The sequence below is a fragment of the Lentzea albida genome, from assembly GCF_900111005.1.
Classification (GTDB): Bacteria; Actinomycetota; Actinomycetes; order Mycobacteriales; family Pseudonocardiaceae; genus Lentzea; species Lentzea albida.
In genome coordinates, this window is record NZ_FOFV01000030.1 from 1 (window position 1) to 21567 (window position 21567).

The following is a 21567-nucleotide window of genomic DNA, read 5'->3' on the forward strand; positions in this document are numbered from 1 at the left end:
CCGGGCTTCACAACCCCGGCTTTTCTAGGCCGAGGAAGGCCTCGCAAGGGCCCCGAAGTCAAGCCCCAATCGCGATCGTCGCGAAGCGGCGATGACCGGCACCGGCTCGACACGACCCGACGCGACCACCGACACAAGGTGACACGACCGCATCGGTGACCCTTCCGCTGGAACCGCCGCCGACCCACACAAGCCGACCCGAGCCGACGTTCCACGTGAAACCAGAAGCCCGCCCTACTCCCGCCCGGCCCACCAGTCGGCCAACCACTCCTCCTGCTCCCCCGTGTCCGGCACAGGAAACCCCCGGGCCGCCGAAATCAACCGCCAAGCCTTCTCCGGCTCCACCCCCTCCATCCCCAACAACATCCCGGCCAACAACGAAGACCGCCCAATCCCAGCCCAGCAGTGGAACACCACATGCGCCCCACGCCGGTACAGCGCATGCACCCCACCTACAACAGCCACAGCCGCATCCACATCAGGCACCGACCGATCCGCAATCGGAAAGCACACGTACTGCAGCCCGGCCGCCACCGCCACCCGCTCCTGATCCACGAGGTCGCACTCGACCCGTTCCGAATCAGTCTGAGCGGACACCACCACGTCGACACCGAGCCGGCGCAGCCCTCGCACCTTCCCCTCCAGCAACGCGCCGCCGGCCGGGTGAGCCATCGTCGAAACGACGCCGGGCCCGTCCCAGTCCACCGTGTAGAGAGCCGGAAGCAACTTTCCCCCAAGTTTCACGTGAAACGGCGCTCAGGATTTGGCGCCACCCGCCGTCGATCCGTCATGATGGTGCCCTGGCATTCGCCAGCTTTTCCACCGGCCGCCGGAACGTCGCCGCCGCGTGGTTTCACGTGAAACGCTCACGGACGGAGAACATGGCCGGGGAGTTGCCCGACAACGCGAAGCTCGTCTTCGGTGAGCACGTTGAGCGTGCCGCCGAGTTCGTCAGGCTCCTGGAGGAGCACGGCGTCGAGCGTGGACTCATCGGTCCCCGCGAGGTCGACAAGATTTGGGAACGGCACGTGCTCAACTCGGCGGTGATCGAGGAGCTGTTCGAGAAGAACGAACGGGTCGTCGACGTGGGCTCGGGCGCTGGGTTGCCCGGGGTCCCGCTCGCCATTGCGCGGCCTGATCTGAGGATCACGCTCCTCGAGCCGATGGCGCGCCGCGTCGCGTGGCTCGAGGAAGTGAAGGAACGGCTGAGCCTCGACAACGTGACGGTCCTCCGCGGCCGCGCCGAGGAGGGGCCGATCCGGAAGCAGCTGCTGAACTGCGACGTGGTCACGGCGCGGGCGGTGGCTCCGTTGGAGAAGCTGACGAAGTGGTGCCTGCCGCTCCTCAAGGGCGGCGGACGGATGGTGGCGCTCAAGGGCGAGCGTGCTGCAGAAGAGCTGGACCGCGACGGTGCCGCAGTGGCCAAAGCCGGGGGCGTGAACCCGCGGGTCGTCGTCGTGGGAGCGGACGTACTTGAGGTGCCTACGACGGTGCTCATCGTGGAGCGCCAGACGCGGAGGGATCGGTGAGCGTGTACCCGGAGTTCCAGGCTGCCGATGTTCCACGTGAAACGAAGCCCTCCAAACCCAAAGCCAAGCCGACCAACAACGGAGATGACAGCGCCGTGGTGTGGACCCCGATTGCAGAAGAGGCGGCTCGTGCGGCAAGCGTGCTGCACCCCGACGAGTCACTGCTCCCCCGCCCGACCCATCGCCGGGTGATCACCGTCGCCAACCAGAAGGGTGGCGTCGGCAAGACGACGAGCACGGTGAACCTCGCCGCCGCACTCGCCATCCACGGGCTCAAGGTGCTCGTGATCGACCTCGACCCGCAGGGCAACGCCAGCACGGCGCTCTCCGTCGAGCACCGCAGCGGCACGCCGTCCGTCTACGAGGTGCTGATCGGTGAGATCTCCATCGCCGAGGCGGCTCAGGTCAGCCCGACGTCCCCGAACCTCTACTGCGTGCCCGCGACGATCGACCTCGCCGGTGCCGAGATCGAGCTCGTCTCGATGGTGGCCCGTGAGTCGCGGCTCAAGGAGGCGCTGAGCCCCGAGGCGCTCGACCAGTTGCAGCCCGACTACGTCTTCATCGACTGCCCGCCGAGCCTCGGCCTGCTGACCGTCAACGCGATGGTCGCCGCGCAGGAGGTGCTGATCCCCATCCAGTGCGAGTACTACGCGCTGGAGGGTCTGAGCCAGCTGCTGCGCAACATCGAGCTCGTGCAGCAGCACCTCAACCCCGACCTCGCTATCTCCACGATCCTCCTCACGATGTACGACGGCCGCACGAAGCTCGCGGACCAGGTGACCAGTGAGGTGCGTGGGCACTTCGGCGACGTCGCCCTCAAGACCGTGATTCCGCGCAGCGTGAAGGTCTCCGAGGCACCAGGATTCGGGCAGACGGTGTTGACGTACGACCCGGGCTCGCGCGGGTCGATGAGCTACCTCGACGCCGCCAAGGAGATCGCGCACCGCGGGGCACAGAGGGAGGGCGCATGACGGAGCAGCGCAAGGGCGGACTCGGGCGCGGCCTGGCCGCACTCATCCCCCAGGGTCCGCCGGCCGGTGCGCCGAGCACCATCCGGCCCGCGGCGGCGGTCGGCAACGGGACCGCCACCAGGTCCGCGCCGCAGCAGCCGGCCGGTGAGGTCGCGGGGGCGGTGTACCGCGAGATCGCGGTGACCGCGATCAGGACGAACACCAAGCAGCCGCGCCAGGTGTTCGACCAGGACGCGATCGACGAGCTCTCGTTCTCCATCAAGGAGTTCGGGCTCATGCAGCCGATCGTGGTCCGCGAGCTGACCGCGGACACGTTCGAACTCGTCATGGGCGAGCGCCGGTGGCGGGCCACGCAGCAGGCCGGGCTGAAGACGATCCCGGCCATCGTGCGGCAGACCGCCGACGACAACATGCTGCGCGACGCCCTGCTGGAGAACATCCACCGCGTCCAGCTGAACCCGCTCGAAGAGGCGGCCGCCTACCAGCAGCTGCTGGAGGAGTTCGGTGTCACGCACGAGGAGCTCGCCGACCGCATCGGCCGCAGCCGCCCCGTCGTCACGAACACCATCCGGCTGCTGAAGCTCCCCCTCCCCGTCCAGCGACGGGTCGCGGCGGGCGTGCTGAGCGCCGGCCACGCGCGGGCCCTCCTCGGTCTGGACGACGCGGGCGCGCAGGAAGACCTCGCCGCACGGATCATCGCCGAGGGCATGTCGGTCCGCGCGACCGAAGAAGCGGTGAGCATCGCGAAGAACGAGAAGCCGAAGAAGGAGAAGGCCGCCCCGCGCAAGCAGATGCACGCGCCCGGTCTGCAGGAGCTCGCCGAGCGCCTCTCCGACAACTTCGACACCCGCGTGAAGGTCGAACTCGGGCAGCGGAAGGGCCGGATCGTCGTCGAGTTCGGGTCAGTTGACGATCTTCAAAGGATCATCGGCATGATGAGCCCGGAAACGACAATTCGGACATCGGAGTAGGCCCATAGGATCACACCAGGGTCTTATGTCACGGTGACGATGACGCCCCGCATCCGGACGGATACGGGGCGTCACCTATTTCGAAACGAAAAAAGGGCGGCACCGACAGCGTCGGCACCGCCCCGCAACACGCAGATATCAGCGAGCGACAGCGCGCTCGATCAACCCGGCGTAGATCTCGCCCAACGACTGCCCCGCCGCCTCGACCGCCATCGGCAGCAGCGACGTCTCGGTCAGCCCCGGCGACACGTTCACTTCGAGGAAGTAGACCGTCCCGTCCTCGGCCACCACGGCGTCGGTCCGCGACACGTCCCGCAGCCCGAGCAACCGGTGCGCGGCCACGGCGAGCTCCCCCACCGACTTCGCGGCGGCAGCGTCGAGCCGAGCCGGCGCGTGGAAGTCCGTCAGACCCGCGGTGTACCGGGCGGTGTAGTCGTACACCCCGCTCTCCGGAACGATCTCGACCGCGGGCAGCGCGTACGGACCCTCCGGACCGTCGACCACCGACACGGCCACCTCCACGCCGGAGATGAACTGCTCGGCCAGCACGGTGTCCCCGTACGCCAGGCACCCGACCATCGCGGGCGGCAGCTCGGCCGCGTCACGAACGACCTGGGCGCCCAGCGCGGACCCGCCCTGGTCCGGCTTCAGCATCAGCGGCAGGCCGAGCGTCGACACCATCGCGTCGAGGACGGGCCGCGCGCCCAGCTCCCGGAACGTGGCGTGCGGCAGCACGATCCACTCCGGCGTCGCCAGTCCGGCACGGGCCAGCTCGGCCTTCGCCGTCGGCTTGTCCCACGCCCGGCGGCACGCCCGCGAGTCCGTGCCCACGTACGGCACCCCGAACATCTCGAGGATCGCCTGCACCGATCCGTTCTCGCCCTCACCGCCGTGCAGCGCGACGACGACGGCGTCCGGCCGGTTCGAGCCCAGACGGCCGAGCAACGAGGCGTCGGCGTCCCACTCCTCCACGGTGAGGCCGACCGACCGCAGGGCAGCCGACAGACGGCGGCCGGAGCGGATCGAGACCTCGCGTTCGTGGGAGAGCCCACCGGACAGCACAGCGACCATGCGGTCAGCCACAGCACAACTCCAAGGATCAGGCGGTGTCAGGCGACGGGGTCTGCGGACCGGACAGCTGACGGCCCGGCGTCGCCCCGAAGGTCGCGGCCAGCTGCATCTCCTCCTCGATGACGTTCGCCAGGCGGCGGACGCCCTCGCGGATGCGCTCCGGGGTCGGGTAGCAGTACGAGATGCGCAACTGCCGGGAGCCGAACCCGTCCGCGTAGAAACCCGTGCCGGACGCGTAGGCCACGCGGGCCGTCACGGCGCGGGGAAGCATGGCCTTGGTGTCGATGCCCTCCGGCACCGTCACCCAGACGTAGAAACCGCCGTCGGGGATGTTCCACGTGGAACCTTGCGGCATGTGCTGTTCGAGAGCGGAGATGGCCGCGTCCCGACGCTCCCGGTACGCCTCGCGGTAGGTCTTGATCTGACCCTTCCAGTCCTGCGTCGACAGGTACCGGGACACGATCATCTGGTTCAGCGTCGGCGGGCACAGGGTGGCCGACTCGGCCGCCAGCACCAGCTTCTCGCGGACGGCGTGCGGCGCCAGCACCCAGCCGACCCGCAGCCCGGCGGCGAACGTCTTGGAGAACGACCCGAGGTACACCACGTTGTCGGGGTCGAGAGACCGCAGCGCCGGGTACGTCTGGCCGTCGAAGCCCAGCAGTCCGTACGGGTTGTCCTCGACGACCAGCACGCCGTACGTCCGGCAGATCTCCAGGATCTCGGCCCGCCGCGACACCGCCAGCGTCACGCCGGCCGGGTTGTGGAAGTTCGGGATCGTGTAGAGGAACTTGACCCGCTGCCCAGCACGCTTGCAGGCCTCCAGCGCCTCACGCAGCAACGAGGGCACGAGACCGTCAGCGTCCATCGCCACGTGCACGACCTGCGCTTGGTACGCCGTGAACGACCCGAGGGCGCCCACATAAGAAGGCCCCTCGGCGATCACCACGTCACCGGGGTCGCAGAAGATCCGGGTGACCATGTCGAGGCCCATCTGCGAGCCCACGGTCACCACCACGTCGTCCGGGTGGCCGTTGATGCCTTCGAGCGCCATGACGTCGCAGATCTGCTCGCGCAGCAACGGGACACCGTGCGCCGAGCCGTACTGCAGGGCGACGAGCCCCTCCGACGCCACCAGCTGACCGATCTCCTCGGACAGCGACTCCAGCGGCAACGCGGCCAGGTGCGGCATGCCGCCGGCCAGCGAGACCACCTCGGGACGGGACGCCACTGCGAAAAGTGCCCGGATCTCCGATGCCGTCATCCCTGCCGTGCGCGCTGCGTAGCGGCGGAGGTGGGGGTCAAGGCTTCTGGGGCCCTGCTTGGCTGGCTGACCGGGCATCGTCATGGGGACTCCTGTATGGGAAATGTCCCGAGCGAGTGTAACCGTCGTCCCGTTCAGGGCACGCGCCTTCCGGGTTCCGTCACATTCGCCTACCCTCGTATGGGTTCACTGTGTGTGTTAACGGGTGGAGGTCGGGGTGTCCCGTCGCGTCGTGGGCGTCACGCTGGACAACCTGGAGCATCTCTCCAAGCACAGCAGGACGTGCGTTTTCTGGGAGTTGGCTCCTCACCTGCGCGAACAGGCCGAGGAATACGGCGACACCGAGTTCGAGAAGGAAGCCTGGGTCTCCAGCGTCCTGCTCGAATGGGGTTCGTGCGGTCGCCTGATCTACTGCGACGGCATCCCCGCCGGTTCGGTGTTCTACGCACCACCGGCCGCCGTTCCGCGCAGCGCCGCCTTCCCCACCTCCCCGGTGAGCCCGGACGCGGTCCTCATGACGTCGCTGGACGTCCTCCCGGAGTTCCGAGGGGGAGGACTCGCGCGCGTGCTCGTGCAGGCCGTGGCGAAGGATCTGACGCGTCGTGGCGTGAAGGCCATCGAGGCGTTCGGCGACACGCGCCCGGACGACGAAGAGGCCAGTTGCGTCACGCCGGCCGAGTTCCTCACGAGCGTCGGCTTCAAGACCGTGCGGCCGCACCCCCGCTGGCCCCGGTTGCGCATGGAGCTCCGCAGCTCCATCACCTGGAAGGAAGACGTGGAGGCCGCTCTGGAGCGCCTTCTCAACAGCGTCACCGTCTCCACCGCGGAACCCAGCTTCCGACCGGTCTAGAGCAACGAAAACGGCCCCCTCGCCGGCAGCGAGGGGGCCATTTTCGTCAGAACGTCAGCTCTTCGACATCTCGTAGCGCAGCAGGTCGTTGAACGTGAACGTGCCCGTCGGCTGGTCGTCCTTGCCGAGCAGGTACAGGCGCTTCACGGCCACGAGGATGCCCTCGGCCACGATGTCGCGGAAACCGGGCGTGGCCAGACGGGCGCGGTCCTCGGCGTTCGTCAGGTAGCCCACCTCGACGCGGACGGCCGTGCAGCGGGTGAGCCGCAGCAGGTCCCACGTCTTCGGGTGCGAACCGCAGCTCGACATCGTCGTGCGGGCCGTGACCTCGCGCTGGATGAACCCGGCGAGCGCCTCACCGACCGTGGAGGACGTGCCGTTGCCCGTGCCGTAGTGGAACGTGGCCACGCCCTGCGCGTTCGGCGACGAGTTGCCGTCGCTGTGCAGCGACAGGATCAGGTCGGCGCCGGCCTCGTTGGCGAACCGGGCGCGCTCCCCCTCGTCCGGGCAGTTGTCGGGGCCGCGCGTGAGCAGGGCCTCCATGCCGGTGGCGGCCATCTTGCCCTCGAGGCGACGGGCCAGGTCCAGCATCAGGTCGGCCTCGGACAGCCCGTCCACGACCACACCGCGGTCCTGGCCGCCGTGGCCGGGGTCGATGACGATCCGCTTGCCCGACAGGCGTGAACCGGCACCGCGCAGCCGCTCCTGCTCGCGCAGCAGCTGCGGACGGCCACCGCGGACCTTCGGCTGGAGCTGGCGCAACGCGCGCACCGTGTCCGGACCGCACATGCCGTCCACGATCAAGCCGTAGTCGCGCTGGAAGTTCCGCAGCGCCTGCTCGGTCTGCTGGCCGAACACGCCGTTGGCGCGGCCGGCGTCGTAGCCGAGTTCCAGCATGCGTTCCTGCAGCATCAGGACGTCGTCACCGGTCGTCGGCTGCGACATCAGGAAGGCGAGCGGCCGGTCCCCCAACCGGAACGTCGCGTCGCGGAGCGTTCGATAGGTCGCCGGACCGACGATGCCGTCGATGATCAGCCCCCGCTGCTGCTGAAACGCGCGCACTGCGTGCTCGACCTGCTGGTCGAACACCGGCGGCGCCTGTGGGTCGGCCGGCGGAAGCAGTCCGAGCCTGGTCAGGGTCGACCGGATCTCGGCAACATCACTTCCGACGTCCCCGCGGCGGAGCAGCTGCATGCACCCTCGCTCGACTAGGGCGCCGAACCTGGTCGGCGCGTCAGTTGGGAAGTCTTCATTGTGCCCTGTACCGCAGAGTGATCGATGCAGGGCTACTCACAGTCGCACCGAGATCACCGCCTCGGCACCAAAACGAACGTGACCCGCTCGTCTTATCGATAGACGGGCGGGTCACGTTGCGCGTTGCAAAGAACTTCTCAGCTCTATGCAACTTTTCCTGCTCAGGCCAGGACGTCCGACAGGTCGTTCAGCAGCGCGGCCTTGGGCTTCGCGCCGACGATCTGCTTCACCGGACGGCCGCCCTGGAACAGGATCAGCGTCGGCACGGACATGATCTGGTAGTCGCGGGCGATCGACGGGTTGGCGTCGATGTCGACCTTGGCGACGGTGAGCTTCTCGCCGTGCTCGGCCGCGATCTCCTCGAGCACCGGGGCAACCATCTTGCACGGGCCGCACCAGGTCGCCCAGAAGTCGACCAGCACGGGCTTCTCGCTGGTCAGCACGTCGTCCGCGAACGACTTGTCGGTCACCGTGACGGTGGCGCCTGCCATGTTGCTCTCCCTAAAAGATCTCGCAGAAGGAACTTCAGTTGCTCTTGCCGTAGCCGCCACCGACGGCCTCGGCGGCGATCTCGGCCTGCTCGGTGCCGTGCTCGGCGAGCCACCGCTCCGCGTCGATCGCGGCGCTGCAGCCGGAACCGGCGGCGGTGATCGCCTGACGGTATTCGTGGTCGACCAGGTCGCCGGCCGCGAACACGCCGTCGAGGTTCGTGTAGGAGGTCTTGCCCTTGGTCACGACGTAGCCCTCGGCGTCCAGGTCGACCTGGCCCTTCACCAGCGCCGAACGCGGGTCGTGGCCGATCGCGAGGAAGAAGCCGGTGACGGGCAGCTCGGACTCGGCGCCGGTCTGGGTGTCCTTGACCTTGATCGACGACACCGTGCCGTCACCCAGCACGTCGGTGACCTGCGTGTTCAGCTGCCACTTGATCTTCTCGTTGGCGCGGGCGCGCTCGAGCATGACCTTCGAGGCGCGGAACTCCTCGCGGCGGTGGATGACCGTCACGGACTTGGCGAAGCGCGTGAGGAACGTCGCCTCCTCCATCGCCGTGTCGCCGCCGCCGACCACGGCGATGTCGTGGTCGCGGAAGAAGAACCCGTCGCACGTCGCACAGGCGGACACGCCGCGGCCGAGCAGCTCCTGCTCGCCGGGGATGTCGAGGTAACGGGCGGCGGCACCCATCGCGAGGATGACCGCGCGCGCCTCGTAGGTGACGCCGTTCGCGACGACCTTCTTGACCTCACCGGTCAGCTCGACCGACTCGACGTCCTCGGCGCGCAGCTCGGCGCCGAAGCGGGTGGCCTGCTCGCGCATCTGCTCCATGAGCTCGGGGCCCATGATGCCGTCGCGGAAGCCGGGGTAGTTCTCGACCTCGGTCGTCGTCATGAGGGCGCCGCCGTACTGCGAACCCTCGAAGACCAGGGGCTCCAGCTGCGCACGTGCCGCGTAGACCGCCGCGGTGTAACCCGCAGGGCCCGATCCAATGATGATCACGTTGCGCACGCTCACGGCTGATGCAACTCCTCGATCTCGTCGTCTGACTGGCTCAACGGATCGTAGGTGCAGCTAATTCCGTGACTTGAGCGACTACCTCGGCTTGATGGTCGTGTCGGCCAGCACGCCCGCCGGCTGGTCCGGCCCGCAGGTCTTCGGATCCAGCACGACCAGCCGGAACTCGCCGAGACCCGCGGGCAGGATCGCCATCACGGCGTCCTTGCCCTCGAGGTTGATCGGGCTGATGCCGAGCGGCGTGCCCGAACTCGTGATGCCCCCGCCCTTGAGACAGCCGGCCAACCGGTCGGGAGTCTCCAGCGGGCCGTAGTTCTGGGCCTTGAGCACCTCGCCGACCGCGGAGCCCAGCTCGTTGCGCTGCAGCGACAGCGGGGCGGACGCCGAGTTCGAGTTCGTCGTGGGCGCCGGCGCGGCGTCACCGGGCGTGTTGTTCGCCTGGTCACCGCCGGGGGCCACGGCGAACACGATGCCGAACGCGGCCGCGGCGGCCACCAGCACACCACCGCCGAGTCCCAGCCTGCGGTTGCGGCGCTTGCGGGCGTCGTTCAGCGAGACCACCGGCGCGATGCCGGGACGGGCCTCGGCGGCCAGCGCCGCGTCGATCCGGGCGGCCACGTGGTCGGGCATCGGGATCGGCGGCAACGCCTGCAGGTCCTCCAGCGTGGCGTCGAGCGCCCGGAGGATCTCGGCGGCCTCCGCGTCGGCCTCCACCCTCGGGCGCAGCTGTGCGGCGACCTCAGGGGGCAGCACACCCGCGTGGAGGTCCGCGATGAGGTCAACCGACCACGGCGGACCCATCGGCACGCGCTCCATGCCGGTCATCGACCCTCCCACTGACGTTGCTCTTGCACATTCACACCGTCAGCTGGGACGTTCGCATCTGCGATTCGGTTCCTGAGGTGCCCGAGAACTTTGGCGAGCTTGGCGCGACCTCGCGCACACCGGCTCTTGACCGTGCCCTCCGCGATGCCGAGGAGCTTGGCCGTCTCCGCGACCGAGTATCCCTCGACGTCGACGAGCACGATGGGCGCCCGCTGCTCTTCCGGCAGCTCCATCAGCGCCTGCTGCACCATGAGGCTGGTCTCGCGGTCGCTCATCGCGTCACGGGGCGCGACGGGCTCACCGGGGCCGGCCTCCGGCAACGGCACTGTCGGTCTTGTTTGTCGGCGTCTCATCCGGTCGAGGCACGCGTTCACCACGATCCGGTGAAGCCAGGTGGTCACCTGTGACTCCGCGCGGAACGACGACGCCGCCCGGAAGGCCGAGATGAACGCCTCCTGGAGCGCGTCCGCGGCCTCTTCGGGGTCGCGCAGCGTGCGCAACGCCACCGCCCACATCCGGTCCCGGTGCCGTTTGACCAGCTCCGAGAACGCGTAGGGGTCACCTGCGGCGTGGGCCGAGATGAGATCGGCGTCCGAGCTGGCTGCGGCGGTCACGAGACGCACTTTAGCGAGAGTGATCACAGATCACCCGGACAGGTCTACTCAGCGTGCCCGCGTAGTTCTACTGGGCCCTGGTGTAGACGATCTCTCGGATCTCCGTCTGGTTCTTGCCGCCACCGGGACTGGCCAGCTGCGTGATCCAGATCAGCACGTGGCCGGTCGCCTCGTGCTCGTTCAGCTGGATCTGCGTCTGCCCGTCCGAGAGGTCCGCGACCCCGATGACCTTGGTCTCCTCCAGCGGCGAGTCGAGCGCCGACGCCACGCGGATCTCGACCTTCGTGCCCTTGCTGGGCGAGGTGACCGTGACCGAGGCCAGCTTCACCGGCTCCGCGAACGACGCCATCAGCCCGATGCCCGGCTTCAGCGTCGGGAACGGCTGGAAGTAGTTGTCGGTCCGCCAGAACGTCCCCGCGTTGCCGTCGACGGCCCTGCTGGCCTGGTTCGCGCTATCGGGCTGGTTCGTGACGTCGTACACGCCGATCTGGCCCGGCTGCACCGGTCCGGCCGGCGCGGGCGGGGGTGCGGTCTGGCCGTTCGACCCGGGCTGGTTGATCACGACGGTCGGGCCGCCGCCCTTGGTCGGCTCGTCGCTGAAGAACCCGACGATCTGCACGCTCAGCCACACGATCACGGTCAGCGTGGCGACGGCGAGCACCGCGACGCTGATCCACAGCTTCTTCTTCGTCTGCTTGTCCTGGCGCGGCTTCTGCGTCGTCCAGACGACCTGTTCGTCGTCATCGTCGTCGCGAGACGACGACACCGGCGAGAGCAGTGCGGTCTGGGCCTCCTCGGCCGCGATCTGGTCGAGGACCTGCAGGATCGCCGCGGACGTGCGGATGCCGCCCACCGAGGTGTCCTCGAGCGAACGCACCGCGACGGACGACAGGTCGTGCGGCAGGTACGGGTGCAACGCGTTCGGCGCGACCACGGACCCGTCCGGGCCCGTCGGGGCCACCGGCACGCCCTGGGGACCGCCCGGCAGCGCCCACCGGCCGGTGAGCAGCAGGTACAGGATCGCGCCCAGGCCCTTGACGTCGTCGCGCGCGATCGCGTCCGGCCGCGGGCCGGGGAACGCGAGGCGCAGGCGGCCGTCCGAGGTGACCCGGATGCGCTGCGGGTGGTCGGCGCCCAGCACGAGACCGGCGTGGTGCGCGCCCTCGATGGCGGCGCCGAGCGGTTCGAGCAGGCGGGTCGCGGCGCCCGCCGGCAGCGGGCCCTCCGCGATCAGGTCCATCAGGTCGGTGCCCTGGGTCCACTCGGCGATGACCATGCCGAGGATGCCCTCGTCGGGGCGGATGCCGGTGCCCGGCGTGAGGACGTCGATCACCCTCGACACACCGGGGTGCGTGAACGACGACGCGTGCATCGCCCGTTCGACCGTCCGCCGTGCTCGGGCGGCGGCCTCGCCGTTCGCCAGGTCGCCCAACAGGATGGTCAGCGCCACGTCCCGGTTGAGCTGGCCGTCCCGCGCGCGCCAGAGCTCCGCGTTGGACCTCGCGTCGGCGCCTGATTTCGCGAGCAGCCGGTAGCGGCCATTGCCGATGACGCCGCCGGGGACCAGGGCGGCGTGGACTCCGCTACTCACGGAAACGAGGGTACGGGACGACGGTCACGGACTGGAGTCACCTTCGCCGCACCAAACGGTTGATCTTGTCGATCGCCGGCTTCATCTCCGGCACCCGGAACGCGGCCAGGAGGCCGAACGCGAGCGGCAGACCGATCAACGTCACCAGGATGGTCTCGAACCAGGCGGCCACCACCGGGTTGGAGAACGCGATCAGGTCCAGGAGCAGCACGTTCACCCCCTTGGCGACCGCGAAGGCGACCGCGGAGGCCACCACCGTGAGGCAGATGGTCCAGATGGTGAAGCCGGTGCGCAGGCGGCCGAGGCGGATCCGCAGCCAGACCTGGCCGACGACCGCGCCGAAGACGAAGCTCAGCGACATCGCGAGCGACACGCCGACGGCCAGCTGCTCGGGCTCCGACACCGCCAGGAAGAAGTACAGCAACGCGATCCGGACGGCCACGATCAGCGCCTGGATCAACGTCGGCGTGCGCGCGTCCTTCATCGCGTAGAAGACCCGGATCTGCAGCAACGTGATCGCGTAGGGCACCAGGCCGAACGCCGACAGGGCGAGCGCCAGGCCGACCGCCGTGCCGCCCTCCACACCCGACTTGCCGAACCCGAACGCCGCCAGGCCGATCGCCACGCCGGAGACCGTCATCAGGACGCTGAACGGCATCAGCAGGATCGACGACATGCGGTTGCCGAACAGCAGGTCGCGCACGATCGCGTCGTTGTCGTTGTTCGCCGCCGCCCGGCTCATCTTCGGCATCAGCGCGGTCAGCAGCGAGACGCCGAGAACGCCGTACGGCACCTGGGCGATCAACCACTGGAAGTTGAAGGCGGCCAGGGCGCCGTCGCCGTGCGTCGCGACCTTGGTCAGCACCGTCAGGCTCGCGAACCCGAGGCCGACGTAGAGCAGCACCCAGAACGCGAGACCGCCGAACTCCGCGAGCCGGGCGTCCCAGCCGAACCGCCACTTGAACCGGAAGCCCGTCTTGCGCAGCGCCGGGATCAGCACCGACGCCTGCACCGCCACACCGAGCGCGGTGCCGAGACCGAGCACCAGCACGTGGCTGTCGGTCATCGAGACGGGATTGAGCGTGATGTCGCCCGGGAGCATCCAGTAGACGCCGAGGACCGCGATCACGACGAGGTTGTTCAGCACCGGCGCCCAGGTCGGCAGGCCGAACACGTGCCGGGCGTTGAGCACCGCGCTGAGCAGCGCGGTCAGGCCGTAGAACACGATGCCCGGCAGGACCAGGTAGGCGAACGCCGTGACCAGGTCCCGGTTCGCGTTCGGCGAGTCGGCGATGAACAGCGAGGTGAGCAGCGGCGCGCAGGCCACCGCGATCACGGTGCCGACACCGAGGATCGCCGTGCCCATGCTGATCAGCCACTGGGCGTACGACTCACCGCCGTCGCCGTCCTCCTTCTCGGCGCGGACCAGCAGCGGGATCGCGACGCTGGTCAGGATGCCGCCGAGCAGGAGCTCGTTGATCATCGTCGGCAGCGTCGAGGCCGCCTGGTAGGAGTCGTTGAGGGTGCCGATGCCCAGTGCCGCGACCAGCAGCACCTTCGAGAGCAGGCCGGTGACCCGGCTGACGATCGTCGCGATCGCCATCGAGCCGCTGGCCCTGGCGACCGACGGCTGCTGCTTCTGCTGCTCTGGCTGGGTGGTCGTGGCTGTCTCGCTCACGCGCTCGACTTCTCCGGTGTGACGTTCTCGATGGAAGGTGCGTCGCCGTTCTCGCCGTTGCGGGCGCGAACCCGCTTGTAGATGCGCCGCCCCGAGAGCAGGACGAGCGCGATCCCGGCGAGCACGGTGACGATCACTGTGATGGTGCCGTACGCGGACGACGACACCTCCAGCTTGACAGTGTCGCCGAGCGGGACGCCCTCGGGAGTGGTCAGGCGGACGTTGACCGGGAACCGGCCGGACCGCAGCACCTCGACCGGCACCCGCACGACGCGCTCACCGCGGGCGGGGAGCACCTGGTCCGCCAGGTCGAGCTTGCGGATGCCGGGGGTGTCGGCGAGGTTGATCCGGACCGTCACGCGGACGTCGAGCTTGTTCGTGATGGTGATCGGGATCGGGCTGTCGCCGGAGCCCAGCAGGATGGGGCTGTTCGGCTGCGTCACGCCGACCATGCCGGTGAGCTGGTCGATCTCCCCCTGGCTGATCTCGGCCGCGGACCGGGCGCCCTGCTCGTTTCCCCTCCACGCGCCGGACATCACCCGCAGCAGCCCGAGCCACAGCGGGTCGGCCAGGTCGGCGGGCGACGCGTGCGCGGTGTCCTCCTGCTGCATGGCGGCGACCAGGCCGTTGAGCTCGACGCTCTGGTTCGTGACGGAGTCCGAGATGATCGCCGAGATCTCCCTGGCACCGGCCTCCGGCGGGTAGGCGACCTTGGCGTTCGTCACCGACGGGGTGGCGCTGGTGAGCTCCGCGAGACCGGTCTGGGTCGCGTACCCGCCGGCCAGCAGCTTCTGGGCGGCGGTCAGGAACTCGGTCATCTCCGAGAGCGGCGCGTGCCAGCGGCGCGGCGGCGCGACCAGCACGTTGCGGCCGTCGCCCTGCCAGCCGGCGCGGAACACCAGGACCGACAGCGCGTTCTGCACCGACACCGGCTGGCTCTCGACCGGCGCGGTCACGCCGGACAGCGTGCGCGGCCGCGAGTCGCTGCCCTGCAGCGCGTCCGAGACCATCGAGTCGATCTTCACCGCGGTGACCGGCGTCTTGCCGCCGATGCCGACGGGAGCGGTGCCCGGCGCGTCGGCGAGGCCCGTCGGGTCCAGGAGCAGCGACTTCGCCCCGGGGTAGCGCTTGTCGGGCTGCGGGGTGACCAGCTCGTCGAACGTCGACTGGTCGAGCACGCCGTCCTCGGGCCAGACCAGGTCGGGCAGCGGCTGCACGCCCAGCACGTCCTGGATGAGCTTGGGGCCGTCGGTCACGGCGAGCGTGCGCATGGTGGCGAGCTTCGCCCTGTTCAACGCCACCAGGTCGGCGTCGGCGTACGGCAGCGCGACGACGCACCGGCCCGTCACGGCGAGCTTGAGGCGGTCGAGCCACAGCTCCGCCTCGCTCTGGCCCTTGCCCTCGGCGCCGCCGCGCACCCTGTAGCCGGTGCTCATGGCCTGGACGGTGCGCAGCAGGTCGGGGTCGATGGCGAGGCACATGGCCGTGCTCATCTGCGAGATCGCCTGCTCGTAGGCCTGCAGCAGGCCGTACAGCCGGCCGCCGACCGAGAGGGACGTCGCGAGGTCGTCGTCGACCAGCTCGGACTGGCCCTCGCCGCCGAGCCTGACCAGGCGCGGGCGGTCCGCTATCGGCCACAGGACCGTCATCTTCGCGCCGGCGCCGACCTTGCCCTTGGTCTCGCCGCCGGGCACACCCAGCACGGGCAGCAGCGTCGACAGCGCCGCGAGCCGCGCCTGGCCGCCGAAGTCCGGCCTGCCGTTGATGTTCGCGAGGATCGGGTAGATGCCGGGCTGGTCGACCTGCAGCGACGTCGCGTCGGCACCGCGCAGCGGCACCTCCAGCGTGAAGTCCTTCTGCTCACCGGGCTGGAGCTCACCGGCCACGGGCGTGAACTTCGGCTGCACGGCCTCGGCGGCAGCGGGCTCGCGCAACGCGTTGCGCAGGTCGTCCTCGCCGGCCAGCGGCTCGCCGCGTTCCAGGCGCAGCACGATGTCGGACACCTTGCGGTCGCCGACGTTGACGATCTTGCCGGTGATCTTGACGGTCGACGGGGAGTCGCTCGTCACGAACCGGGGGGTGAGCTGGCCGATGTCGAGCCGCAGGAACTGCGGCTGCGCCTGGCCGGGCTGGGCGGAGAGCGATCTGGTCGCCCACACCTGGGTGGCGGGCGCGGGCATGAACGGCAGCGCGTCCACTTCGTCCGGTTGTGACTGCTGCGCGCTCGCGGGCGGCGCTGCGATCACCACGAACGCGGCGACGGCGGCTGTGCAGACGAGCTTCCTCAGGCTCACGCCGACTCCGCTCCGTCCCGGCAGCGGTCGGAGAGCAGTTCGGCGGCTCGGCGGACCAGGCGGCGCTCGTCGGCATGCGCGAGTCGCTCGTCCAGTTCGCCGAGTGGCACCCACGCCACCTCGGTGACCTCCACGTCTTCGTCGGAAAGCTCTCCCCCCGTCGCTTCGAGGAGGAAGTGGTGAACCGTCTTGTGCACCCGGCGGTCGTCCGCGACGAACCAGTAGTCGATCGACCCCAGCGGGCGCAGCACCCTGCTATGAATACCGGTCTCCTCGGCGACCTCGCGCACCGCGGTCTGTTCCGCGGTCTCGCCGGCCTCGATGTGACCCTTGGGCAAAGACCACAGCAACCGGCCCCGCCGGTCAAGTCTGCCGATCACCGCCGCCCGCTGCTCCCCGTCGAGCACCAGGCCACCCGCCGACGTCTCGTCGACGGTCTTGAGCCTCCGGCCCCGACGCCTCTTCCGGCGTCCCGGTGTGGGACTCCCGGAACGCGCGGCTGACGGGGACATACGGCCGATCGTACTTACGAACCTTAAGTACGCTGGTTTCTCGTGTCTCGATCGCTCCAGCAGAATGCGGTGGTGGAGAAGCCCGCCATCACACCAGTCGTCGCCGAGCTCGCCGCCCGGTTCGCAGCCGGGGGCAAGCGCCTCTACCTCGTGGGTGGAAGTGTGCGCGACGCCGTGCTCGGGCGCCCGACGAACGACTTCGACTTCACGACGGACGCGCGACCTGCGGAGATCCAGAAACTGCTGAGCGGCTGGGCCGACGCGCAGTGGGACACCGGCATCGCGTTCGGCACGGTCGGGGCGTCCAAGCAGGGCGAGATCATCGAGATCACGACCTTCCGCGCGGACGTCTACGACGGCGTGACCCGCAACCCCGAGGTGACCTTCGGCGACTCCATCGACGGCGACCTGGTCCGGCGCGACTTCACGGTCAACGCGATGGCGTACGACATCGCGGCGTCCGAGTTCGTGGACCCGACCGGCGGACTGGCCGCCGCGCGCGAGGGCGTGCTGGACACCCCGGCGACCCCGCAGGAGTCGTTCGGCGACGACCCGCTGCGCATGCTGCGCGCCGCCCGGTTCGTCTCGCAGCTCGGCTTCACGGCCGCGCCGCGGGTGGTCGAGGCGATGCGGTCGATGGCAGGCCAGCTCACCCGCATCACGCCGGAGCGCGTGCAGGTGGAGCTCTCGAAGCTCCTGTGCGGCGCGCACCCGCGCCGCGGCATCGAGCTCATGGTGGAGACCGGGCTGGCCGACATCGTGCTGCCCGAGCTCACGGCCATGAAGCTGGAGATCGACGAACATCATCAGCACAAGGACGTCTTCGACCACTCGCTGGTTGTGCTGGAACAGGCAATTGATCTTGAAGATGTTGATCAGTCACCCGATCTGGTGCTGAGGATCGCCGCGCTCCTGCACGACATCGGCAAACCGGCGACCCGGAAGTTCGAGCCCGGCGGCGGCGTCTCGTTCCACCACCACGAGGTCGTGGGCGCGAAGATGGTCCGCAAGCGCTTGCGGGCGTTGCGGTTCTCGAAGGAGATCACCGAGGACGTCGCCAAGCTCGTCTACCTGCACCTGCGGTTCCACGGGTACGGCAACGGCGAGTGGACCGACTCGGCCGTGCGCCGGTACGTGACGGACGCGGGTGACCTGCTGACGAGGTTGCACAAGCTGGTCCGTGCCGACTGCACGACCCGGAACAAGCGCAAGGCGAACCTGCTGCGCCGCACCTACGACTCTCTCGAGGAACGCATCGCGCGCATCGCCGCCGAGGAAGACCTCGCGCGCGTACGCCCGGACCTCGACGGCAACGAGATCATGAAGCTCCTCGGCCTGCCGCCGGGCCGTGAGGTCGGTGCCGCTTGGAAGTACCTCAAGGAGCTCAGGCTCGACAGGGGGCCGCTGGAGCGCGACGAGGCCGAGGCCGCGTTGCTCGACTGGGCGCGCGAACAGGGCATCACACCGCCGGCGTCGTAACGGATTGTGAGCGAATGCAATCCCCGCGTTAGCGAAGTGTCAGCGCGGGGAGGCACCATTGAAGTGCGTCGAAGGGCGCATGGGGGGTGGTGCAGATGTTCGCCTGGGGACTTTCCGCAGGTCCTGCCGTCTACGACCTGGAAGTTCTGACCGACGACCAACGGGCCGTGCTGCGGTGTCTCGCACGCGGTCACGCCGAGCACGAGATAGCGCGCGTGCTCGGCATGGGGCAGCAGCAGGTGGCCGACGAGGTGGCCGAGATCCTGCGGCGCCTGGATCTACCCGATCGAGTGGCGGCCGTCGTCTTCGCGCACGAGGCCGGGATGCTGCACCTGCCGTTTCCGCGCTGACAGGAACAGGTAGGCGCCCAGTCCGACCAGGTAGAGGGACGCGGCGACGAGGATCAGGCCGGGCGAGCGCCCGTCGAGGGGGACCACCGTCGCCGTGATCGACACCGCCGTGACCTGCGCGATGTTGAAGAGGGTGTCGTAGAGGGCGAAGACGCGCCCGCGCACCTCGTCGCCGACGTCGTGCTGCACGGCGGTGTCCACGCACAGCTTCACGATCTGACCGGCGAAGATGATGACGAAGCTGGCCAGCAGGATGGTCACCAGTGTCATCGGCAGCCCGAGCCCGACCTGGGCCGCGGCCGTGAGCAGCAACGCGCCGCAGATCGTGCGCCGGACGCCGAACCTGTCGACGATCCGGTCGGTCAGGACGCCCGCGAGCAGCACACCCGCGCCGCCCGCGACGGCGACCTCGCCGAGCCCGCCGATGCCCGCCTTGAGGATGCCGACGTCCTCCAGGCTGTAGCGCATCAGCAGCAGCGTGATCATGAGGCTCATGCCGAACGCGGCCCGGTGCGCGAGCAGCGCGGCCAGCCCGGCCGTGACGCTCGGCGTGCGCCAGGTGGCCTTCGCGCCGTCCACCAGGCCGCGCGCGACGGCGCTGATGGCGTTGTGCGGCTCGTCGACCTCGTCCGGCCCGAGCACACCCGGCTTGAACCGGCTGGCGATGAACGCGCTGAGCAGCAACCCGAACACGGCGATGCTGGTCGTCCACGCCGACCCGCCGTCCCCCGCGCCGAGCACCGTGCGGAACCCGATGGCGCACGCGGCGCCGATCACGGCCATGATCGCGCCGGCCGTCGTGGCCAGCGCGTTCGCCTCGACGAGGTGGTCCTCGGGGACGACGTGCGGCAGTGACGCGGAGAGTCCGGACCCGACGAACCGGCCGATGCCCATGACGATGAGCGCGGAGACGTAGAGGGGCAGCCCGCTGAACCCGGCACCGACCGCCGCGGCCGTGAGCAGGACGAACGCGGCCCGCGTGACGTTGGCCACGACGATGACCTTGCGGCGGTCCCACCGGTCCAGCAGGGCGCCGGTGAACGGCCCGATCAGCGAGTACGGGAGCAGCAGCACCGCGAACCCGGCCGCGATCGCCGCCGGATCGGCCTGCCGTTCGGGGTTGAACAGGACGGCGCCGGCGAGCCCTGCCTGGAAAAGCCCGTCACCCCACTGCGACGCGAGGCGGGTGGCGAGGAGCCTGCGGTACTCGGGAATGCCGAGGAACCGGCGTGATCCCCAGTGGTGCTTCTCCACCGCAAGCGTTGTCACCATTGCACTCTATGCGCGTGGTGGTGAAAACCACGAAAGCCGGACCTCTCGGCCCGGCTCTCCTGGTGCCGGATGCCAGGTCGCCTCACGGCGCGATGCACTACGCGGCTCCAGCCGAACGGTATTCCGCGAAGGCGGTTGTCTGTTGAGCCCGGGGGACACAAAGACATCCGACACCTCAGTCTAACGGGACGCGGGCCTGAGTTGTTCCGGCGATCACGAGTGATTTCATGGTGACGTGCGTCCCGATGACGAAGTCGAAGTCGAGTCAGGCTCCCTGCTGGTGGCCGCTCCGAGCCTCAACGACCCGAACTTCACGCGCACTGTCGTGTACATCATCGATCAACGTCCGGAGGGGACCCTCGGCGTCGTGCTGAACCGCCCTTCCGAGGTGGCGGTCCACGACGTGTTGCCGCCGTGGGGCCCGCACGTCACGAAGCCGCAGTGCATCCACATCGGCGGCCCGGTCGAGCAGAAGACGGCGCTATGCCTCGCGGCCCTGAAGCCGGGTACCGACCCGTCCGGCGTGGAAGGTCTGGTCGCGGTACAAGGCCCCGTCGCCTTGGTCGACCTCGACGCCGAACCCGACGACCTCATGCCGCTGGTGCGCGGCCTGCGGGTGTTCGCGGGCTACAGCGGGTGGGGCGAGGGCCAGTTGCAGGGCGAGATCGACCGCGGCGACTGGATCGTCGTGACCGGCCTGGCCGACGACGTGCTGGTCGGCGCGAACGTCGACCTGTGGGGCAGGGTGTTGCGCCGGCAGGGCATGCCGCTGGCGCTGCTGTCGACCTACCCGAAGGACGTCCGCGACAACTGATTCACGTGAAACCTCGCCCACGAAAAAGGCCGGATCACCCAGTGACCCGGCCTTGGTGCTTGCAGGAGCGTCAGAGCCCGGCGAGCGGCGAGCACCCGCCACCACCGCAGGCGCAGCCACCGCAGCCCTTGGGCTTGACCGGCTCCGGCAGCGCCTCCGCCGCTCGGTTGCCGACGACCCCGCCGGCGAACGCGATCGCCAGCGCGCCGACCAGGCCGATGATGCCGGCGGTGACGGCGAGGTCGGCCATGACGAACGCCATCGCGCCCGACACGATCGCCACCGCGCCTGCTGCGATGTTCGGCACGCCCGCGACCCTGTTGGCCAGCGCGAACGTCTCCTCGTCGCGCAGGGCGGCGGCCGTGCGCACGCCGAGGAAGCGGTTGCGGCGCAGCTTGCCCTGCAGACCCATGAGACCGACCGCGCCGAGAGCGACGCCGAGCACACCCAGGACGACCGACAGCACGATGTTCACCTCATGAGGGTAAGCCGGTGCCCGCGCTCACCTCGACCTCACCCCGTGCAGATGTGCCTCAGGCCACCGCCGAGTGCATCGCGCTTGCGCTGCGCTGATACCGTTGACGACATGAGCACGGCCCGCCTGCTCCTTATCTAGCCGCGACGACCTGTTCGAGAGACGGTCGGCGCGGCCACCCTCCATGCCCATCTGGGCTGGGGGGTTTCGTCATGTCAGGGGCAGGAACAGACGTGAGAGGGACCTTGAA

Annotated in this window: 21 protein-coding genes; 7 read left to right on the forward strand and 14 right to left on the reverse strand. The window is 69.4% G+C overall.

Annotated features, from left to right (window positions below; genetic code table 11):
• Positions 1-234: 234 nt before the first annotated feature.
• Positions 235-705 carry a protein-tyrosine phosphatase family protein gene (locus BMY74_RS46785; RefSeq protein WP_218159943.1) on the reverse strand — a complete coding sequence of 157 codons (471 nt, stop codon included), beginning with the start codon at positions 703-705 and terminating at the stop codon, positions 235-237.
• Positions 706-881: 176 nt separating this feature from the next.
• On the opposite strand from BMY74_RS46785, the gene rsmG reads away from it, so the two are divergent.
• The 3 genes from rsmG (at position 882) to BMY74_RS41940 (ending at position 3471) form a co-directional block, all read left to right on the forward strand.
• Positions 882-1529, forward strand: a complete 648-nt coding sequence (gene rsmG, locus BMY74_RS41930; RefSeq protein ID WP_089927374.1) for a 16S rRNA (guanine(527)-N(7))-methyltransferase RsmG — start codon at positions 882-884, stop codon at positions 1527-1529.
• Between the two features lie 95 nt (positions 1530-1624).
• The gene (locus tag BMY74_RS41935; RefSeq protein WP_089927377.1) at positions 1625-2500 is read left to right on the forward strand and encodes a ParA family protein; all 876 of its coding nucleotides are present in this window, start codon (positions 1625-1627) and stop codon (positions 2498-2500) included.
• Positions 2497-3471 (forward strand): ParB/RepB/Spo0J family partition protein, encoded by a 975-nt coding sequence (locus BMY74_RS41940; RefSeq protein ID WP_089927381.1) that lies wholly within the window; start codon positions 2497-2499, stop codon positions 3469-3471. Before BMY74_RS41935 ends, BMY74_RS41940 begins: the two co-directional genes overlap by 4 nt.
• Before the next feature lie 138 nt (positions 3472-3609).
• On the opposite strand, the gene BMY74_RS41945 is transcribed toward BMY74_RS41940, so the two are convergent.
• The gene (locus BMY74_RS41945) at positions 3610-4554 is read right to left on the reverse strand and encodes a D-alanine--D-alanine ligase family protein (protein ID WP_089927383.1); all 945 of its coding nucleotides are present in this window, start codon (positions 4552-4554) and stop codon (positions 3610-3612) included.
• A 16-nt stretch (positions 4555-4570) separates the two neighbouring features.
• Positions 4571-5887, reverse strand: a complete 1317-nt coding sequence (locus tag BMY74_RS41950; RefSeq protein ID WP_089927386.1) for an aminotransferase-like domain-containing protein — start codon at positions 5885-5887, stop codon at positions 4571-4573.
• A 133-nt stretch (positions 5888-6020) separates the two neighbouring features.
• Here BMY74_RS41950 and BMY74_RS41955 point away from each other — a divergent pair, with 133 nt between their 5' ends.
• Positions 6021-6653 carry a GNAT family N-acetyltransferase gene (locus BMY74_RS41955; protein ID WP_089927511.1) on the forward strand — a complete coding sequence of 211 codons (633 nt, stop codon included), beginning with the start codon at positions 6021-6023 and terminating at the stop codon, positions 6651-6653.
• A gap of 54 nt (positions 6654-6707) precedes the next feature.
• Here the strand turns inward: BMY74_RS41955 and BMY74_RS41960 are convergent, their stop codons facing one another.
• The 9 genes from BMY74_RS41960 to BMY74_RS42000 all read right to left on the reverse strand — a co-directional run bounded on the left by BMY74_RS41960 (position 6708) and on the right by BMY74_RS42000 (position 16927).
• On the reverse strand, positions 6708-7847 hold the full coding sequence (locus BMY74_RS41960; RefSeq protein WP_089927389.1) for an N-acetylmuramoyl-L-alanine amidase: 1140 nt from the start codon (positions 7845-7847) through the stop codon (positions 6708-6710).
• Between the two features lie 221 nt (positions 7848-8068).
• Positions 8069-8398: a thioredoxin gene (gene trxA / locus BMY74_RS41965; RefSeq protein ID WP_089927392.1), complete on the reverse strand. Its 330-nt coding sequence runs from the start codon at positions 8396-8398 to the stop codon at positions 8069-8071.
• A gap of 34 nt (positions 8399-8432) precedes the next feature.
• Entirely contained in the window at positions 8433-9413 is a 981-nt protein-coding gene (gene trxB / locus BMY74_RS41970; protein ID WP_089927395.1) for a thioredoxin-disulfide reductase, read from the reverse strand.
• 78 nt (positions 9414-9491) lie between these two features.
• Positions 9492-10238: a hypothetical protein gene (locus BMY74_RS45605; protein WP_089927397.1), complete on the reverse strand. Its 747-nt coding sequence runs from the start codon at positions 10236-10238 to the stop codon at positions 9492-9494.
• The gene (gene sigM, locus BMY74_RS41980; protein WP_089927514.1) at positions 10235-10852 is read right to left on the reverse strand and encodes an RNA polymerase sigma factor SigM; all 618 of its coding nucleotides are present in this window, start codon (positions 10850-10852) and stop codon (positions 10235-10237) included. Before sigM ends, BMY74_RS45605 begins: the two co-directional genes overlap by 4 nt.
• Positions 10853-10919: 67 nt before the next feature.
• The gene (locus BMY74_RS41985; protein WP_089927399.1) at positions 10920-12443 is read right to left on the reverse strand and encodes a protein kinase family protein; all 1524 of its coding nucleotides are present in this window, start codon (positions 12441-12443) and stop codon (positions 10920-10922) included.
• 37 nt (positions 12444-12480) lie between these two features.
• On the reverse strand, positions 12481-14121 hold the full coding sequence (gene murJ / locus BMY74_RS41990) for a murein biosynthesis integral membrane protein MurJ (RefSeq protein WP_245786696.1): 1641 nt from the start codon (positions 14119-14121) through the stop codon (positions 12481-12483).
• A complete protein-coding gene (locus BMY74_RS41995) occupies positions 14118-16415 on the reverse strand; it encodes a DUF6049 family protein (RefSeq protein WP_089927402.1) in 2298 nt (765 codons plus the stop codon). Before BMY74_RS41995 ends, murJ begins: the two co-directional genes overlap by 4 nt.
• Positions 16412-16927: an NUDIX hydrolase gene (locus BMY74_RS42000; protein ID WP_089927405.1), complete on the reverse strand. Its 516-nt coding sequence runs from the start codon at positions 16925-16927 to the stop codon at positions 16412-16414. Before BMY74_RS42000 ends, BMY74_RS41995 begins: the two co-directional genes overlap by 4 nt.
• Positions 16928-16969: 42 nt before the next feature.
• On the opposite strand from BMY74_RS42000, the gene BMY74_RS42005 reads away from it, so the two are divergent.
• Both BMY74_RS42005 and BMY74_RS42010 read left to right on the forward strand, forming a co-directional pair.
• Complete coding sequence (locus BMY74_RS42005; RefSeq protein ID WP_089927407.1) at positions 16970-18406, forward strand: CCA tRNA nucleotidyltransferase; 1437 nt, start codon at positions 16970-16972, stop codon at positions 18404-18406.
• Positions 18407-18501: 95 nt separating this feature from the next.
• Positions 18502-18756 carry a LuxR C-terminal-related transcriptional regulator gene (locus tag BMY74_RS42010; protein ID WP_143091946.1) on the forward strand — a complete coding sequence of 85 codons (255 nt, stop codon included), beginning with the start codon at positions 18502-18504 and terminating at the stop codon, positions 18754-18756.
• On the opposite strand, the gene BMY74_RS42015 is transcribed toward BMY74_RS42010, so the two are convergent.
• On the reverse strand, positions 18685-20028 hold the full coding sequence (locus BMY74_RS42015; protein ID WP_089927413.1) for an MFS transporter: 1344 nt from the start codon (positions 20026-20028) through the stop codon (positions 18685-18687). The two genes, BMY74_RS42010 and BMY74_RS42015, sit on opposite strands and share 72 nt — an antisense overlap.
• A 235-nt stretch (positions 20029-20263) precedes the next feature.
• Between BMY74_RS42015 and BMY74_RS42020 the strand changes: the two genes are divergently transcribed.
• Positions 20264-20842: a YqgE/AlgH family protein gene (locus tag BMY74_RS42020; protein ID WP_089927416.1), complete on the forward strand. Its 579-nt coding sequence runs from the start codon at positions 20264-20266 to the stop codon at positions 20840-20842.
• 70 nt (positions 20843-20912) lie between these two features.
• Here BMY74_RS42020 and BMY74_RS42025 read toward each other — a convergent pair whose 3' ends face one another.
• On the reverse strand, positions 20913-21317 hold the full coding sequence (locus BMY74_RS42025; protein ID WP_342718470.1) for an SdpI family protein: 405 nt from the start codon (positions 21315-21317) through the stop codon (positions 20913-20915).
• Positions 21318-21567 lie beyond the last annotated feature (250 nt).